Origin of the sequence: Stieleria tagensis (assembly GCF_024129865.1) — a bacterium.
Classification (GTDB): domain Bacteria; phylum Planctomycetota; class Planctomycetia; order Pirellulales; family Pirellulaceae; genus Stieleria; species Stieleria tagensis.
In genome coordinates this window covers 1-19,863 of record NZ_JAMYFE010000014.1, presented here as the reverse complement: position 1 = coordinate 19,863, position 19,863 = coordinate 1, and the positions used below count along the sequence as shown (strand labels likewise).

Here is a 19,863-nt window from a genome sequence, read left to right as displayed (position 1 = left end):
ACGAGGATAGACTACCGATCCGAGGGTGACGCAATGGGCGGATCACTTTCGCTGCGGCTGACGATGGTCTCGCCCGCTGCGAGCTCGCGTTCAATGATCTCGTTGATCAAATCTTCGCCGATCATAGTGGACTCCGCAGCACCGGTCTCGGTAGCGGATTGCTCGGGATCATCCGCGTCAAATTGCGAGGCGGGTCCAGATCGATGATCGGGAGAGAATTTCTCCAGGGGCGAGGTGATTTGAGACACCACGTTACCGATCGTCGTCTCGGTGGACTGAGCCGTCGTCGTTGCGAGCAAACCCTGGTCTTCGGTGAGATGAATATTGAAGTATTCCAGCAATGCACCCATCTCGAAATTTAAATTTTTTGTTGCCAGAGCGTATTGGACTCGGGCGCGATTGGCCGCCGTGGCGGCTTCAGCAAATCGTTGTTCCGCATCCAACAACGCGTTGAAGTCGAATTGTCGCACCGGCGCCTGGGCTTCGCCGTTCAAGATTTCGTATTGTTCTTCAGCCGCGTTGGTGCGACTGATCGCGACTCGCAGGACCGAATAGGCACGGTCGGTTTCTGAGATGGCATTGCTGAGTCCGTAGACGACCTGTCGCTCCAGTTCGGTCAACATGGCTCGCTCACGGGCCAGTTCCAGCTGGGCGTTTCGGACTGCGGAAAACGCTTGGCGGAACCCAACCGGATAGGACAGACTCAAGCCCATCAACCATTCGTGAGTGTCCGATCCCACCGCGGCGTTGTTCAGTGGGATGTTGCGGTCAAACAGTCCTTCACCGAGTCCTCGATAGCGATAGCGACCGACGGCATCCAAACGCGGCAACAAGAAATTCCGACTGGCAACCAATTCAAACTCGCGTTTGTCGACCAGCAACCGCTGGCTGCGCAGTTCGGTTCGACGCGCAAGTGCATTGGATACCAGATCATTCCAGTCAAAGGTGACGGGTACGTCGGTGGGCTCGCTGGCGGTACGGATCAGTCGACCGTCGTTGATCGGGACTCCCATGATCATTCGCAATCGCCGCTCGGCGACATAAACACCGCCGGTGCCCTGGAATGTTCCGCCGCCACTGCCGTTGAACGCGCGTGTGCCAAACAACAACCGACCGGCGAGCGCATTTTGAACGTCTTCCTCGAAACGGAAGTACTGCTCTTTGGCCTGTGCCAATTTGTCTTTTTCTGCCCCCGGCAATTCGCTGCGAGCTTGCAACAATCGATAGGTGTTCAAGCTGCGGTCACGCGCCTTGGTTTTGATTTGCAAATCGGCATAGGCAAAATGCAAATCCCAGTACGCATTCTCGACATCACTCAAGAAATTCCGCAGTGCGATCTCGAGCTGGGCGACGGTGATGTCGGCATTCAAGCGGGCGATGATCACACCGTTATAAACGCCGGGCGTTGCATTCGGACCGGCGATGCGATTGAACATCACGCCGCGTCCCTGAAGCAAAGGCTGGCTGATCTCGCCCTCAAAATTCCAGTCCCAGGCGCGTCCTGGCAATAGGTTGCGATCGGAGTTGTTCAGGTCGGCGTCAAAATTCTGTCGCAGCGTGAACAGCGTGCCGGTGGCCGCTCGTTTACTGAGACTGGATTCCATCCGCGTCAGGTCTTGGTGAAAAAAGTTCACCCCGCCGCCAACGAATTCATTGTTCAGCACACGATCGTTGTCTTCGTAGTAAATATTACCGTTGAGCCGGGCATCAAATTCGCTGAGCGCTGCTTCGATACCAGCGGTCGGATTGGTCGCTTGGATCGCCGGCCCATAGATCGTGGGAGTCAATCCGGGGGTTTGAATCACACGGGCGCCTAGACTGCGGAGCACCGTCGAATTGGCCAGCGCGATCTGGATCGCTTCATCAATTGTCAGCTCCCAAGACTCGGGCGGCTTCCACTGTGGCGATTCACTTCCGCGAATGGAAAACGGCGACAAAGAACCTTGTCGACCGACATCGGCGATGACTTCACTCTCCGCCGGTCCGACCACCTCGACTTCGGCCATCATGTTTGCCAAGTCAGCGGTCGGGACCGATAGCCCCGTCGCACAACCCACCAATAGGGTCAACGCGATCGCCGAAACGCTCCAGGTAGAGATGTATCTTGCCGTCATGGAGCGAACTGTGTTTCCGTAGCGGTTTCGAGTGCTTACGTGGTAGGATGCTGGTCACGTGGTTCCCAGAATGACACTTTGCTTACCATCGGCAGGCTGGCAGCTGGAATAAACGTAATTTTTGTTAGGAACGCTATTTTCGTTTCATTCGTAGTAGGTTCCCTGGCTTTCCTCCTTTGACTTCGATGGGTCGACAGAAATTGTCAAATAGTGCGATGTCACCCAGCGGCGACTGCGACGAAAGCTGGAGCGAAATCGAGCAGTTTGTTGCCGAGATTTCCGAGCTTTCCCAGTCATCCCATTCACTGGCGGAATTTGCCAGCCAATCGCTGCGCCAAACCGTGGAATTACTGGCCGCCCACTCGGCGTCGTTATGGGTCGTCGGCCAGCAATCGGAACTGCAACCGGTTTGTCACGTCGACCAACACGCCCAGCTCAACCCGGCTGAGGTTGACTGCAGCGCGCCGCACACGCGATTTCTGCAGGCGGTCATTCATTCCGGGAAACCCCAATCCAGTCCGGCGCAACAACAATCCGATCAGATCTGGATTGCCGTCCCGATTCAGCTCGATCGCGACGTCGTCGGCACGATCGAAGTCACCCAGCCGGCCGCCACCAACGACGCCACCCTGTTGGGCAATGAGCGACTGTTGGCAATGGTCGGCGAATTGACGGGCGATTTTTTACGCCGCCAACAATTGAACGATTACAAGCAAGCGACCGATCGCTGGCAACAGTACGAAATCCTGTCGCAACGTGCGCACGCCAGTTTGGATCTTCAGGACACGGCCTATCAACTGGTCAACGACGGACGTTTATTTATCGGTTGCGATCGTGCCAGTTTACTGATCCCCCGTCGTGGCCAAATGCAAACGCTGGCGATCAGTGGCGTTGACAGTTTTCAGCGACGTTCGAATCTGGTCCGAGCGATGGAATCGCTGGCTGCCGCTGTCGCACCGTCCGGCCAGTGGCTGCGCTACCGTGGCCAGACCGACGCGATGCCGCCGCAACTGGAACAACCGGTTTGCGAATTTTCCGATGAATCCCATTCCCAATCCATCGATGTCATTCCCCTGCTCTCGTCCTCGCAGACGCCACCGCAGCAAACGGGTGAATTGATCGGCATGTTGATTTTGGAACGGTTCGAGGGCAGCGAGGATGCTGGCAGCGAAGAACGAACCACACGGGTTGCCAATTTAGCGAGTTCAGCGCTGCGCAATGCCGTCGAATATGACACGTTGCCGCTATTGTCACTGGCCCGCTGGGTCCGCCGTGGCCAGCGCGCCGGTCAGATGCAGGGGCGAAAGCTATTGATCGCTACCGCCATCGCTTTACTGGCGGGGCTGGCGTTGTGGCTGATCCCGGCGACGCTGCGAATCGACGCCCAGGGTGAAATCCAACCCGCGATTCAACGACATCTGTACGCGCCGCTGGATGGCGAAGTGGTGGAAGTCAACAGCGGCCACGATGAAGAGGTGGTCGCTGACCAGGTGTTGGTGGTTCTTCGTAGCCGACAACTGGAATTGGAACTGCAGCGATTGCAGGGTGACTACCAGACCATCCAAAAAAAGTTGCTGGCAGTTGCATCGGCGCGCGTGCAAAGTGGCAATGACAACGCCAGCGACCGCTATCCCGGACAGCTGGCGGCCGAAGAACAGGAATTGAAACTACAATTGGACAGCCAGCAAACCCAGATTGATTTAGTCAAACAACAACGTGAATTTTTGAATGTCCGCAGTCCGATCACCGGACAGTTGCTGACCTGGAACCCTCAAGAACTGTTGGCCGACCGACCGGTCCAGCGCGGGCAATTGTTGGTTAGCGTGGCCGATCTAAGTGGTCCCTGGATTTTGGAACTTGACGTGCCCGATCGTCAAATCGGACATGTCATCCAAGCCCAACGTGCCCAGGAACAACCACTGGACGTGACGTTTGCGTTGGCGACCGGCCGGGCAACGACCTACCGTGGCAAGTTGCTGAAGATGGCCGGGCGGACGGAGGTGACCGACGAGGGCCAGGCCGCAACTCGGGCCGAAGTCACCGTGCCGAAAACCGCGATCAAAATGCTGCGACCTGGCGCGACCATCTACGCCAAAATTGACTGTGGACAGCATTCTCTCGGCTTCGTCTGGCTGCATGACATTTTCCAGACAATTCGTGCCTGGCTGTTTTTCTAAATCCCTTCCGAACCTGACGAATCCTCCCTGTTGAATTCGACATGAACCGAAACCTTGACGCTCTCACGTCTGACGCCGCAAAGATTCTGAATTTGCATCTGTATTCATCCTTGATCGCTGGTCTTGTTCTGGCATGTTGTTGTCAATCAACGCACGGCGAAGACATCGAAGCCGATTCCGTCTTGATTCGACTGATCGATCAAGTCGATGTGCCCGCCCGTGCGATCGGTTCGTTGATTGAAATTGATGCCGACGAGGGAGCAGTGGTCAAAAAAGGCGATTTGTTGGCCCGAATTGATGACACCGAAGCCGAACTGGAACGTCAGCGTGCCAAGTACGAACATGCCATCGCCAGCCATGAAGCCAACGATGACGTGGCGATTCGATCAGCCACGAAAGCGGGGATCTATGCGCAAGCCCACTACCAGCGTCTCTCGCGTGCCGACCAAGCCCAACCGCGCAGCGTCTCGGAATCAGAATTGGAAAAAGCCCGCTTGGACGCCGAACAGGCCGCTCTGGAATTGGAACTCGCCAAACGCAAATTGGAACAAGCCGACATTCGCAAAAACCTGACCGCCAACGATCTGGCGCTCGCCGAACGAAATGTCGACGTTCGTAAAATTTTTGCGCCGCTCAGTGGCGTCGTTGTCAATGTCTTGCACCACCCCGGCGAATGGGTCAAACCCGGCGAACAGATCTTTCGCATCGTCCGCACCGACCGGTTGCGTGCCGAGGGATTCGTTCGTGCCAGCGACGTCGTGGAAGACCTGCGCGGTAAACCGGTCACCGTCACACCCGATTTGGGCGACAAACTCAGCCAGCGGTATTCGGGCAAGATCGTCTTTGTCAGCCCCGAGATCGATCCGGTCAACGGCCAAGTTCGCGTTTGGGCCGAAGTCGAAAACCCGCAGGGTCACCTGCGTCCGGGGTTACGCGCCAAAATGACGATCGCCACCGATTGACGGGTTTTGACTGTGGTGACGCGTCAGAGACAGCAAGAATCGCACCTGAATCCATTGCAACTGCGTCGGCGGTTCGATCTGGAAATCTATCCCCAACGGCGTCGTTCGCGGCGCGTGTGGGTGATCAAAGATCCGATGTCGCTACGGTACTTTCAGTTCCGCGAAGAAGAGTTTGCGATCCTGCAATGGCTCGATGGCAACACCACACTCGAACAATTGAAGACTCGGTTTGAAAAACAATTCGCCCCCCAGCGAATGACCGTCAGCAAACTGCATGCGTTTGTCGCCGGGTTGCACCGCAATGGATTGGTGCTTTCGGATGTTCCCGGCCAAGGGGAACAGTTGCTGCTGCGTCACCGGCGTCAGCAACGATCCGATTGGACTTCCTCGCTAGCCAATCCGTTGGCGATCCGGTTGCCCGGCATCGATCCGGCGCGTTTTCTCAATTGGCTGTATCCGAAACTGTGGTGGGTGTTCACCCCGACGATGGCCGCCGCCTGCATCGCGTTGGTCTTGATCGCGTTGACCGTGATGCTGAGCAACCTACACGGCTTCGGCACACGCTTGGCGGAAGTCAACGGATTGCTCAGCCCCGGCAATTTGATTTGTCTCGCCATCGCGCTGGCATTGACCAAAGTCATCCACGAGATCGGCCACGCGATCGCCTGCAAACACTATGGCGGGCATTGTCATGAACTGGGAGTGATGTTTTTGGTATTCACCCCCTGTTTGTATTGCAATGTGACCGATGCCTGGAAGTTGCCAAACCGTTGGCACCGGGTGGCAATCAGTTCCGCGGGGATCCTTGTCGAAGTCGTGCTGGCAGCACTCTGCGCCCTGATGTGGTGGTTCAGTGCACCGGGACTTTTGAACACGGTTTGTTTGAACGTGATGCTGATCTGCTCGGTGGGCACACTGTTGCTCAATGGCAACCCGCTCTTGCGCTATGACGGATACTACGTCTTGTCCGATGCGCTCGAATTGCCCAACCTGTGGCAAGATTCCCGTGCGCGGCTACAACGTTTGCTGTACCGCTGGGTGCTGGGAATCGAACCGGGCAACTCGATGTCACTCGGCAATCACTCAGGTATGCTACTGGTCTATGCGATCGCATCGACAGCCTACCGCGTGTTGGTGTTGGCATCGATCTTGTACCTGGTCTATCGAATTTGCAAACCGCATGGATTGTTGTTCCTGGCCCAGGCTTTGGCGATCCTATTGTTGGTGGGTGTTTGTTCGGGTCCGATCAATGTGTTGTGGCGAATGATGACAGACCCTGTGTTTCGTCGAAGAATCAAACCCAAGCGGATCGTATTTTCGATGGGATTGCTGGGTGCACTGATCGCAGGCTGCTGCTGGGTCCCGCTGCCTTGTCGGATCGCGGCACCGGTGATGATTGAACCGCTCGATGCGCGACGTGTCTATGTTTCTGTACCGGGAACACTGCGTGAATCGATCGGTGTCGGCGCATCAGTTCAACCGGGTGATCCGCTGGCACGGCTGGAGAACATTGATATCCAACGTGACTTGGAGAAGGTCCACGGCCAGGTGCTCAGCCAACAACTACGGCTGCGAAACTTGGAATCGATGCGTACACAAGATGATCAGGTCGCGGCGCAATTGCCCGCAGCCAAACAGATTTTGTTGGATTTGCAACAGCGACTGCGGCAGTTGGAAAACGACGAAGCGGCGTTGGCCTTGACCGCGCCCGTCGCGGGTCAAATCCTGCCGCCCCCAAGTGTCCAGCTTGTCTCGCAAACGGATCAAGAGTTGGGCGTCTGGAGTGGTTCACCGCTGGACCGTCAGAACTTGGGTTCCCTGCTCGAGCGCAAGACACTGTATTGCATGATCGGACAACCGGACCAATTTGAAGCCGTTGTCTATATCGACCAAGCGGATATACCCTATGTGCATCAGAATCAGCGGGTGTCGCTGCTGCTGGAAACCGCCGGCGGCAGCGTGATTCAGGGAACGATTCGAGAAGTCGCGCGAATCAACATTGAAAGCGTGCCGACGGAATTGGGCGTCGACCAACAATTGGCCAACCGTGTCGATCCGTCCGGTGTCCGCCGTCCCGAACAGACCTCGTACAAAGCCTATGTGCGTTTGGACCCGACAGAGGTTCCGATGGTGATCGGTGTGCGTGGGAAAGCAAAAATTGCCGTCGATTGGCAACCACTACGCACCCGCGTGCAACGTTTTCTCGCCCGCACGTTTAAACCCGTGATCTAAGACAGGCTGGTTTGGTGGTTTTTGTAGGGGGCCCCGGCAGAGTTCCGACCGGACTGAACCCTGGCGGGATCAGCTACGATAAAGCTTGCCGACTGAACCCTGGCGGGATCAGCTACGGTAGAGATTGTTCGGGCGATCCTTAGAATTGAAACCGTGGAGCTTTGTATCCACTGGGAACACAACTGCAGGGTCGTTGTAGGATGACGCTGATCGGCAGCGTCCCTGTGCTCCAAACAAAATCAACCGCCGAGTGCAGCGGTGGACAGCACTGTAGGCAGCGGCCTGTGGTGCCCAAGCGCTCCAGATTTTGGTCTTCGAAATACAGCGGTTGGTGACAGAACGAAGCTCCGGCCCAAATATCGCATAGTTTCAAATCCGCTTGATACAGTTGAACCAATTGTGGCGTTTGTGGTGGCAATGGCATTCCGCTGGTGTCCGGCGGCAACTGATCTGCGGGCAACAGCGTGGTCGCATCCGGTGCCACGCCGCGGGGGCGAATGTCCAACCAAGGCCGCTCGGATCGTCGGGCCACCTGTTGGCGGGCCGCCGGCATCGGACTCGGCGCCGCTTGGCGGACTTCGATTGATTCCAGATTCGCAGCGGAATCCTGTTCTGGAAGCGGCGCAGCCAATTCACGACGTGGCACGGGAACAAAGGGCGCACTCGGATCGTCTAACACAGGCCCACCAGCAGCCGGCCTTGGCTGCGGCAATGCTTGGTCGTCGTCAACCATGACCACCAATTCGTGCACGACGACCGGACGATCTTCCGGGCCGTTCACAAAGTTTGCCATTTGAATCTCGGGTGCCAACTGCACGATCGCTGGCGTTTCCCAATGCTCTGGCGCGATGTAGTCTTGCGCTTGCATGGATCGAGACTCGGGGGCTGACCACAGGCAGACAGCGGCCGTGGCGGTCAACAACAATCTCGGATTGAACCGGGCATCCATGGAATCGAACCTTAGGTGTTCACTTTCCTTCAACGATTAAATCAACGTGTCATGTGTATTGCCTGCCGAGCTTCCTGCTGACGGACGTTCGAATGGAATCGAATAGATGGCATACACTCGTTGCACTGATTTATCGCTTCGACGCGGCCCCGGTTGGCTCTTCAATTTCTGCGTCTGGACTAATAAAATGGCAGGACCCCTACATCCCGATCAATTTGATCATACGACTGCGATTGTCAACGAAGACGAACGAATCGCCACGGGTGCCTGGGAAACTAATCCGTCTGTACCGAAAGTAACTCAGTGCGATGGGGCTGAATTGTGCCAGAAACGGTGGGTTCAACCGGACGCATGGTAGGGTTCTAAAGGTTGCAGCAGTCATCGGCAATGAATTGTTTTTGTCGGCATTCCGCCTGGTGCCAGTGATCAGAGTCGCAGCGGTTTCAGAACCGCCAGATTGCGACTGGCAGCTATAATCGAAACCGGGAATCGGATTCCCAATGTCGTGGCCGGACCATTGGCTGCACCCATCGAGATCGAGATCAAATCTATGAAGTTGTCCCAGTGGATCCGAGAGCTTGTCGCAAGCTGCGTGCCGCAGAGCAATCAGCGCGGCAAACGGCTGCGCCGAGACTTGGTTCCCGATCTCGCCATCACCCGTTTGGAAACACGCCGCGTCCTCAATGGAGACGGCGTCACCAGCGAATTGGTGATCGATGCCGGTGATGCCGCCGATGACGGTCAAGCCGATTCGTTTCATATTCAGGTCAACCAAGATCAAGTCGACTTTTCTGTCAACGGTGAATTGATCCGCAGCGCATCGCTTAGCGAATTGGACTCGATCACCATCCGTGGCTCTTCCGACCAAGATTCCGTTGTCGCCGATCTAGGTGACGGACTATTGGCGGATCTGAATCTGAAGATCGAAGGCGGTGAAGGAGTCGACTCGGTCCGTATCATCACGGCCGAGCACATTGAATCGTTGATTCACGCGATCAGCCAACCCGGAAGCGGGAATGTCAGCTTGCATTCGGGCAGCGCGGAATCATCGGTCGGCTACCAGGGAATCGAACAGTTTGACCAGCAACTCTCGACCGGCCGTTTTGAACTGCAAGTCGGCGGCGGTAATGACACGCTCAACATCAGCGACGCCAACGCGTCAGGATCCAGCCAGATCGAAGTCAGTCGCGACAACGACTCGGGATCTGCTGACGGGTTCTTGTTGACCTTCACCAATCCGACCGAACAGTTGCAAATCGTCACCAGCGACGGAGACGATCTCGATGGTGACGCGGATGTTGATCAAGTCACTCTCGGTGGTTTGGATGCCTCGTTCGACGCCGACTTTGTTTTTCGTGGCGATGCGACCGATCAATTTCAGATCGTCGGCCAGAATGATTTGGGAACGGGTGACCTAGACGCGACAGCAGGCAACATCGAAGTCGACGGATCGATCCGATCCCAAGGCGGATCGGTCTCGCTAGACAGCGGTCCGTCGGGTCTGACCATCGTCCGTGGCACGATCGACGTCTCAAACGATGAAAGCGGACAAAGCGGCGGCCAGGTTCAGGTGTTGGGGCGACACGTCGGACTGTTCGACCAAGCCATGATCAATGCGTCCGGTGATGCCGCCGGTGGCGCAGTCTTGATCGGTGGCGATTACCAAGGTCAGTCAGAAACACTGGTCAACTCCGAACGAACCTTCATCGGCGCCGACGCGGTCGTGCTGGCCGACGCAATCACTGCCGGTGATGGCGGCAAAGTCATCGTTTGGGCGGATGACGTCACTCGGTTCTACGGCACCATCAGCGCCACCGGCGGGCTGCTTGCCGGTGACGGCGGAATGGCAGAGGTTTCGGGACGCAGTGCATTGGTCTATCAAGGATCCACCGATCTGCGTGCCACCAAAGGAGACGTGGGAACGCTGCTGTTGGATCCCAAAAATATCACCGTCTCCAATACAGTCAACGCGACGACAACCGCTGACGTCGATGCTTTCGCAGACACGCCAAGCGCGGATGTTGAACTCAATGCAGCCGTGTTGACCCTGGCACTGAATTCCGCGGATGTTGTTCTACAGGCCAACAATGACATTACCTTCACGGTCGCAGTGAATGCGTCCCTTAACCCCAACTCGCATGGACTGATTCTTCAAGCGGGTCGTTCGATCATTCTCGAACAGAATCTAACGCTCAATGGTTCCTTCACCGCAACCGCGAACGACAGCGGGGCGATCGCAGGACAACGAGACACCGGTGCGGCAGCGTTCACGATGAACAACGGCGTTCTGATCGACACCAACGACCACAATATTTCGATCACGATGTCGACCGGCGTCGGAGGCACCGACAAAGATTCCGGTGACATCACGCTGGAAGGTTTGGACGCCGGTACCGCCGAGGTGGTGATCACCAACGATGGGATCACCGCAGGAAGCGACATCCTACGTGCCTCGGATGACTCCCTGATCACGGCGACCAGCGTTTCACTGCAGATCTCAAATTCCGCGACGAACAGCACCGGTGCGATCGGCAGCTTCGCGTCACCTATCCGTGTCTCAGCAACCACACTGACTGCCCAAGGACAATCGGGAGCGATCGCGATCGCATCCATCGGCGACTTGCTGGTCGACGACGTCGACGGAAGCGGCGACGTTTCCATCTCCGCCGACAACATCACCCTGGAAGATGGCGCCATTGACGCCGGAACAGGCAATGTGTCCATCACCACTACCGCCGGGTCAATCGTCGAACAAACTGAAAACACCGCCACCAAAATCACCACCTCAGGCGTCTTAACGCTCTCGGCGGCCACCGGAATCGGGGCCACTGGTGACGGCGCAATCGACACGGACGTCAGCACACTGGCTGCAACCACGACGACTTCGGGTGGGATTTACATCAACGAAACCGATGACTTGGCGATCGACGCCGCGGGTGTGACGGCCGCTGCCGATGGCGATGTCGCAATCACCGCGGGCGGAGCGTTAACGGTCGGGTCTGGCAACCAAGTACTGGGCGGTGGCAACGGCACCAGCCTGACGCTCGATGCCGCCAGCCTGACTCTTGGTGCTGGAACCGACGGCAGCGAAACGATCAAGAACACCGGCACTGGAACGGTGGCCCTGACCGCCGGTTCCGGCAGCATCGCATTGGATCATTTTGCGGTTGGTGGCGGCAGTGGTGACGTGTCGCTCGACGCGGGGACGCAGAGTATCACTGTCACTCAGGCTACGGGCACTGCCGAGATTCATGTCGATCAAGCGGAGATCTCGCTGACCGCCGGAACCATCGGATCGGCTACTAATTCATTGGAACTCGCCGGCGCCACCAGCCTAGTCATCGACGACACCGCAGCCGGCGCGATTGACATCACAGAACTGGCCGGGCAAACCATCGCGTCGACTTCGATCACCGTCGGCAACACCGGATTTGGCACCATCGATGTCAACTACAACAATGCCGATCTGATCGATATCAACGACAACCACGCGATCAACTCGGTTCTACACAACACGTCCAATCGCGAATTTAGCTACACCGCGAACGCCGGCAACATCACCCTCGCAGACGCTGGAATCAATGCCGGCTCCGCTGCGGTCACGATCATTGCCGATGCGGGATCGATCAGCGAAGCCACCGCCGGCACGGCCACCAATGTCACCACCTCGGGAACGCTCACCCTTTCCGCTGGCACCGGCATCGGCACCGCCTCGGGCGACGGGGCGATTGACACCAACGTCGGCACCTTGGCTGCCACCGCGACCACCTCGGGTGGAATCTACATCAATGAAACCGATGGCATCATCATCGGCAGCGGTGCAGGCGGTGTGAATGGACTGACCACTCAAGACGCTGACATCACCATCACATCGGGAAGTGGCACGTTTGAAATCGATCAAGCGATCGATGCCGGCACGGAAACCGTGACCCTGGTCGGAGAAATGTTTGACATTCAGGATCAGGTGCAAGCGGACACGATTGATATCACTGCTTCAAGCAGCTTTGACGTTGGTGCGACCAGTCAACTGTCTTCGATCACACTGCTCAGTATCACTGCCTCCACGATCAACCTGGCGGCGGGAACCGACGGGAATGAAACACTGCAAAACAGTGGCAGCGGTGAAATTGCTCTGACGCAAACCGCGGGCGATTTCACCATCGCCAATCACGCCATTGATGGCGGCAACGGAAACGTTACCATCACTGCCACCGCGGGGGCGATCCTTGATGCGTCCGACGACATTACCACAAACATCACCGGCAGCGGTGTGCTGACGCTGGTCGCCGCGACTGGAATTGGCACCACCGCCAACGGCTTGGATACCGACGTGGACACGCTGGCCGCCAGCACCACCCTCTCCGGCGGAATCTACATCAATGAAGCCAATGGACTGGTCATCGGCAACGGTTCTGGCGGCGTCAACGGCTTGAGCACTGCGACTAATGGGGACATCGAAGTCAGCTCTGGCGGCGGGACATTGCAGGTCGCGGCAGTCGTCAACGCCGGCAGCGGCACCGTCACACTCGACGCCGGTATCGGCGACATCACCGTCCCCAACGCATCTGGAACAGCCGAGATTTTATCCACTGGTACGGTTTCACTGACCGCCGCTGCGATCGGTTCGGCCAGCAATCGGCTGGAAATCGCAGGTGCTACCGCACTGGAGATCACTGACACCGGGGCCGGCGACATCTATCTCGGTGAAACCACTGGCAACACCATCCTGGCGACCAGCTTCACCGTCGGCGATGACGGCTATGGCAGCATCGACGTTGACTACAACAACGCCGATCAAATCGTCATCGGCGATGACCATGCGATCGACTCGGTCCAGCACAACGCCGCCAATCGTCAATTCAGCTACACCGCCACCGCTGGCGACATCACAATTGCCGATGCCGGAATCAACGCCGGCTCCGCTGCGGTCACGGTTGTTGCCCAAGCTGGATCGATCAGCGAATCCACGTCCGGCACCGCCACCAATGTCACCACCTCAGGCGTCTTAACGCTCTCGGCAGCCACCGGAATCGGGGCCACTGGTGACGGCGCAATTGACACCGACGTTAGCACACTGGCTGCAACCACGACGACCTCGGGTGGGATTTACATCAACGAAACCGATGACCTGGCGATCGACGCCGCGGGTGTGACGACCGCTGCCGATGGCGATGTCGCAATCACCGCGGGCGGAGCGTTGACGGTCGGAACAGGCATCCAAGTGATCGCCGGTGGCAACGGCACAAGCCTGACGATCGATGCCGCCAGCCTGGCCCTTGGCGCTGGAACCGATGGCAGCGAAACGGTCAAGAACACCGGCACTGGAACGGTGACCTTGAGCGCCGGATCCGGCAACATCGCATTGGATCATTTTGCGGTTGGTGCCGGCAGTGGTGACGTCAGCTTGGATGCGGGGACGCAGAGTATCACTGTCACTCAGGCTACGGGCACTGCCGAGATTAACGTCGATCAAGCGGAGCTCTCGCTGACCGCCGGAACCATCGGATCGGCTACCAATTCATTGGAACTCGCCGGCGCCACCAGCCTGGTCATCGACGACACCGCAGCCGGCGCGATCGACATCACAGAACTGGCCGGGCAAACCATCGCGTCGACTTCGATCACCGTCGGCAACACCGGATTTGGCACCATCGATGTCAACTACAACAATGCCGATCTGATCGACATCAACGACAACCACGCGATCAACTCGGTTCTACACAACACGTCCAATCGCGAATTTAGCTACACCGCGAACGCCGGCAACATCACCCTCGCAGACGCTGGAATCAATGCCGGCACCGCTGCGGTCACGATCATTGCCGATACGGGATCGATCAGCGAAGCCACCGCCGGCACGGCCACCAATGTCACCACCTCGGGGACACTCACCCTTTCCGCTGGCACCGGCATCGGCACCGCCTCGGGCGACGGGGCGATTGACACCAACGTCGGCACCTTGGCTGCCACCGCGACCACCTCGGGTGGAATCTACATCAATGAAAACGATGGCATCATCATCGGCAGCGGTGCAGGCGGTGTGAATGGACTGACCACTCAAGACGCTGACATCACCATCACATCGGGAATTGGCACGTTTGAAATCGATCAAGCGATCGATGCCGGCACGGAAACGGTGACGTTGAGTGGCCAGACATTTGACATCAATGCTGCCATACAAGCTGACACGATTGACATCACTGCCTCGGGCAGCTTTGACGTTGGTGCGACCAGTCAACTGTCTTCGATCACACTGCTCAGTATCACTGCCTCCACAATTAATTTGGCGGCGGGAACCGACGGGAACGAAACACTGCAAAACAGTGGCAGCGGTGAAATTGCTCTGACGCAAACCGCGGGCGATTTCACCATCGCCAACCACGCCATTGATGGCGGCAACGGAAACGTTACCATCACCGCCACCGCGGGGGCGATCCTTGATGCGTCCAGTGGCACGACCACGAACATCACCGGCAGCGGTGTGCTGACACTGGTCGCCGCGACTGGAATTGGCACCACCACCAACGGCTTGGATACCGACGTGGACACGCTGGCTGCCAGCACCACCCTCTCCGGCGGAATCTACATCAACGAAGCCGATGGACTGGTCATCGGCAACGGTTCCGGCGGCGTCAACGGCTTGAGCACGGCCACCAATGGCGACATCGCAGTCAGCTCTGGCGGCGGGACATTACAGGTCACTGCGGTGGTCAACGCCGGCAGCGGCGCGGTCACGCTCGATGGCAATCACATTGACATTGACGCTGATGTTCTGGGCGGCGAAGTCACCGTCACGGCGGCGGGGTCAGTGGATGTTGCCAGTGGTGCGCAGGTGATCGCCAGCGGCACCGCACTACAGGTCACCGCCAATGACATCACGCTCGGAGACGGCAGCAGCGGCAGCGAAACCATTCGTAACAGCGGCACCGGAACAGTCACGCTGGACGGCACCTTCGAACTCGGTGACTTCTCCGTGGGCGCCGGCTCTGGCACCGTCACACTCGACGCCGGTAGCGGCGACATCACCGTTTCCAACGCTTCGGGAACTGCCGAGATTTTATCCACTGGTACGGTTTCACTGACCGCCGCTGCGATCGGTTCGGCCAGCAATCGGCTGGAAATCGCAGGTGCTACCGCACTGGAGATCACTGACACCGGGGCCGGCGACATCTATCTCGGTGAAACCACTGGCAACACCATCCTGGCGACCAGCTTCACCGTCGGCGATGACGGCTATGGCAGCATCGACGTTGACTACAACAATGGCGATCAAATCAACATCGGCGATGACCATGCGATCGACTCGGTCCAGCACAACGCCGCCAATCGTCAATTCAGCTACACCGCCACTGCTGGCGACATCACAATTGCCGATGCCGGAATCAACGCCGGCTCCGCTGCGGTCACGGTTGTGGCCCAAGCTGGATCGATCAGCGAATCCACGTCCGGCACCACCACCAATGTCACCACCTCAGGCGTCTTAACGCTCTCGGCGGCCACCGGAATTGGGGCCACTGGTGACGGCGCAATCGATACCGACGTCGGCACACTGGCTGCAACCACGACGACTTCGGGTGGGATTTACATCAACGAAACCGATGACCTGGCGATCGACGCCGCGGGTGTGACGACCGCTACCGATGGCGATGTCGCAATCACCGCGGGCGGAGCGTTGACGGTCGGAACAGGCAACCAAGTGATCGCCGGTGGCAACGGCACCAGCCTGACGCTCGATGCCGCCAGCCTGGCCCTTGGTGCTGGAACCGACGGCAGCGAAACGATCAAGAACACCGGCACTGGAACGGTGACCTTGATCGCCGGATCCGGCAACATCGCATTGGATCATTTTGCGGTTGGTGGCGGCAGTGGTGACGTCAGCTTGGATGCGGGGACGCAGAGTATCACTGTCACCCAGGCCACGGGCACTGCCGAGATTAATGTCGATCAAGCGGAGATTTCGCTGACCGCCGGAACCATCGGATCGGCTACCAATTCATTGGAACTCGCCGGCGCCACCAGCCTGGTCATCGACGACACCGCAGCCGGCGCGATTGACATCACAGAACTGGCCGGGCAAACCATCGCGTCGACTTCGATCACCGTCGGCAACACCGGATTTGGCACCATCGATGTCAACTACAACAATGCCGATCTGATCGACATCAACGACAACCACGCGATCAACTCGGTTCTACACAACACGTCCAATCGAGAATTTAGCTACACCGCGAACGCCGGCAACATCACCCTCGCAGACGCTGGAATCAATGCCGGCACCGCTGCGGTCACGATCATTGCCGATACGGGATCGATCAGCGAAGCCACCGCCGGCACGGCCACCAATGTCACCACCTCGGGGACACTCACCCTTTCCGCCGGCACCGGCATCGGCACCGCCTCGGGCGACGGGGCGATTGACACCAACGTCGGCACCTTGGCTGCCACCGCGACCACCTCAGGTGGAATCTACATCAATGAAACCGATGGCATCATCATCGGCAGCGGTGCAGGAACGCTCACCGGGCTGACGACCAATAGCGCTGACATTGTGATTCGCTCTGGCAGCGGCACCTTGCGGGTCGATGAAGTCATCGATGCGGGCAACGGATCAATCCAACTGAGTGGCAACAACCTTGATTTGAACGCTGACCTTGCTGGGTTCAACATCGACGTCGCTGCCATTAATTCACTTGACATTGATGCCAATCTGAACGCCGGTGGAAATGGATCTGTGTTGTCGATCGAGGCCAACAGCATCAGTCTGGCTGATGGAAGCGACGGCAATGAAACCTTGCGGAACGAGGGCACGGGGTCCATTTCAGTGACTTCCATTGGTGGCAATGTTACCTTGGGTGACTTCGCGATCGGTGGTGTGGATGGACTGGTCTCGATCGATTCAGCGGGATCCATCTTGGAATCGAACACCAACGATACGATCAGCATTAGCACCACCGCACAATTGACACTCAATGCACAGGGCAGCATCGGATCCGGCGGATCGGGTGACCAACCGTTGGACGTTCGCGTCGGATCACTCAATGCACATTCGATAGTTTCCGGCGGAATCTATGTGAATGACACCGGCGGGTTAACGCTCTCAGATATCGACACGGTCGACGGCGAGATCGCGATTCGTTCGACCGGGGCGATTGTTGTGAACGACATCGACAGTTCGGATGCGGTAACGATCGTTGCCGAGAACGGAAATGTGACGCTCAATGACAATGCAGTTGTCGCCGTCACGGCCGTCACAGTGGCTGCCGACAATGGTTTGATCGAGGAATCGAATCTCAGCTCAAACATCAACATCACCGCCGGAGGCCTGTTGACCCTTTCCTCGGCAACGGGCGTCGGCTCCAGTGGCATCGCCTCGATCGATACCGATGTCGTCTCGTTGGCGGCCCAATCAACGACCTCTGGCGGAATCTACGTCAACGAATCGGATGACCTGACGATCGGAAGTGGAACCGTCAGTGGGCTGACGACCAATGACGCTGAAATCATTATCACCAGTGGTGGCGGCCTGTTTCAAGTTGACAGTGCGATCGATGCGGGCGACGCAGCGGTCCAGCTGAATGGGGCAGAGTTCCAAATCGACGCAGATATCATCGGCAGCGATATCGATCTGAACGCCTCCGGCGAATTACTGATCACGGCGGGCAGTCAGGTGATCGCTGGTGGTGACGGGACGACGCTCACAATCGACGCCACCAATCTGACTCTTTTGGCCGGCAGTGCAGGCAATGCAACGGTTCAAAACAGCGGCACCGGCACGATCGCATTGACGGCCAACACGTTTGATTTGCTGCTGTCAGACCATTCGATCAGCGGCGGCACGGGTGATGTCAGCCTGCTCGCGGTGGGATCGATTTTGGAATCCAGTGTGAACAACACGACCAACATCAGTGCTGACGGGATGCTGGTTCTGACAGCCGGTGGAGCGATCGGATCCAGCGGTGGTGCCGGGATCAATGGTACGGGACCGTTGGACATTCAAGCCACGCAGCTCAGCGCCAGTGCCAGCGGCGGTGTCTATGTCAAAGACACCGATGGTCTCGTGATCTCCACGATTCAGACAGCCGGTGGCGACATCGAAGTCCGCTCGACGGGCGGCCTTGAAGTTTCCAATGTTGATGCTGGTTTTGCTGGAAACGTTACTCTTGTCGCCACGTCCGGAGACATCGTTTTGTCGGACGCCGCCATCACGAGCACCTTCGGTGACGTCTTGATCACTGCGACGTCCGGATCGATCACCGAATCAGATCTCAACACGAACACCAATATCTCCACTGCCGGCACCTTGACCTTGTCGGCTGCAACCGGGATTGGCGGTGCTTCCGGAGCAGCGATCGATACAAACGTCCAAGCATTGGCGGCGCAAACAACTTCCTCTGGCGGAATTTTCATCGCCGAAAACGACGGGCTGTCGATTGGCACGGGCGCCAATGGAGTCGCGGGGCTGACGACCGCTGGAGACGGTGACATTGAAATCTCATCCGGCAGCGGATTCTTTCAAATCAACGCTGATGTCAGCGCGGGCGGCGGAGACATCGAACTGACGGGCGAAACATTCGACGTCAATGCGGATCTTAGCGGCGCAAACGTATTGGTGGATGCCAGCGGATCCGTCGACGTGAACACGGGCAGTCATTTGATCGGTGGCGGCAATGGCACGACCGTGTCAATCCAGGCCGCCAGCGTGACCTTGGCCGAAGGCGCTGACGGCAACGAGACCGTGAGAAACACCGGAACCGGCGCCGTCGAGATCTCCGCGACCAGTGGCAATGTGCTGTTACCAGATTTTGGCATCGGCACCGACAGCGGTTCGGTCAGCATCACCGCAAGCGCCGGCGCAATCCTAGAATCCATCGTCAACACAACCACCAATGTCTCGACCTCAGGAACGTTGACATTGTCTGCCGCGACAGGCATCGGCACCTCCGGCGTCAACGGTGCCATCGACACCGACATTGGCACCTTGGCTGCACAAACCACCGCCTCAGGCGGCATCTACATCAGCGAGTTAAACGACCTGACGATCGGTGCCGGCAGTAACGGAATCGACGGGGTATCGACCGTGGGTGGTGACATCCAAATCACCGCCGGCGGCGGGCTGGATGTTGCGACAGGTCTGCAATTGGTCGGCGGCGGAAACGGAACCATCATTTCGATCGAAGCCGCCAGCGTGTTGCTCAACGCCGGTTCGGCCGGGAGTGAAAGTATTCTCAACACCGGATCCGGCTCCATCGAATTGACCGCGACCACGGGAAATTTGGAGCTGATCGATCATGCATTGGGAACTGATACCGGATCGATCGCCGCCACGGCTCAAAACGGTGCAATCATCGATGCAGGATTACCAAACGAAACCAATGCTCGCACCGACGGCACATTGACACTGTCAGCCGCCACGGGGATCGGCAGCAGCG

General features: G+C 57.8%; 6 protein-coding genes. 4 read left to right on the top strand and 2 right to left on the bottom strand.

The genetic code is table 11. The features are described from left to right. Positions 1-11: 11 nt before the first annotated feature. Positions 12-2,114 (bottom strand): TolC family protein, encoded by a 2,103-nt coding sequence (locus NHH03_RS01535; RefSeq protein ID WP_253153956.1) that lies wholly within the window; start codon positions 2,112-2,114, stop codon positions 12-14. Between the two features lie 185 nt (positions 2,115-2,299). Here NHH03_RS01535 and NHH03_RS01530 point away from each other — a divergent pair, with 185 nt between their 5' ends. The 3 genes from NHH03_RS01530 to NHH03_RS01520 are packed head-to-tail and all read left to right on the top strand — an operon-like array spanning position 2,300 to position 7,485. After that, entirely contained in the window at positions 2,300-4,291 is a 1,992-nt protein-coding gene (locus NHH03_RS01530; protein ID WP_253153955.1) for an efflux RND transporter periplasmic adaptor subunit, read from the top strand. 41 nt (positions 4,292-4,332) lie between these two features. Beyond that, entirely contained in the window at positions 4,333-5,253 is a 921-nt protein-coding gene (locus NHH03_RS01525; protein ID WP_253153954.1) for an efflux RND transporter periplasmic adaptor subunit, read from the top strand. Positions 5,254-5,268: 15 nt separating this feature from the next. Then, complete coding sequence (locus NHH03_RS01520) at positions 5,269-7,485, top strand: site-2 protease family protein (RefSeq protein ID WP_253153953.1); 2,217 nt, start codon at positions 5,269-5,271, stop codon at positions 7,483-7,485. 139 nt (positions 7,486-7,624) lie between these two features. Here the strand turns inward: NHH03_RS01520 and NHH03_RS01515 are convergent, their stop codons facing one another. Beyond that, positions 7,625-8,353, bottom strand: coding sequence for a hypothetical protein (locus tag NHH03_RS01515; protein WP_253153952.1), 729 nt, complete (start codon positions 8,351-8,353; stop codon positions 7,625-7,627). 631 nt (positions 8,354-8,984) lie between these two features. Between NHH03_RS01515 and NHH03_RS01510 the strand changes: the two genes are divergently transcribed. After that, on the top strand, positions 8,985-19,863 hold a 10,879-nt coding region (locus tag NHH03_RS01510), incomplete at its 3' end, for a hypothetical protein (protein ID WP_253153951.1).

What these genes read in the sequence shown, in the direction of transcription:
- NHH03_RS01530 (WP_253153955.1), top strand. Translation starts at nt 2,300, where the DNA reads ATGGGTCGACAGAAATTGTCAAATAGTGCGATGTCACCCAGCGGCGAC.
- NHH03_RS01525 (WP_253153954.1), top strand. Translation starts at nt 4,333, where the DNA reads ATGAACCGAAACCTTGACGCTCTCACGTCTGACGCCGCAAAGATTCTG.
- NHH03_RS01535 (WP_253153956.1), bottom strand. Translation starts at nt 2,114, where the DNA reads ATGACGGCAAGATACATCTCTACCTGGAGCGTTTCGGCGATCGCGTTG.
- NHH03_RS01515 (WP_253153952.1), bottom strand. Translation starts at nt 8,353, where the DNA reads ATGCAAGCGCAAGACTACATCGCGCCAGAGCATTGGGAAACGCCAGCG.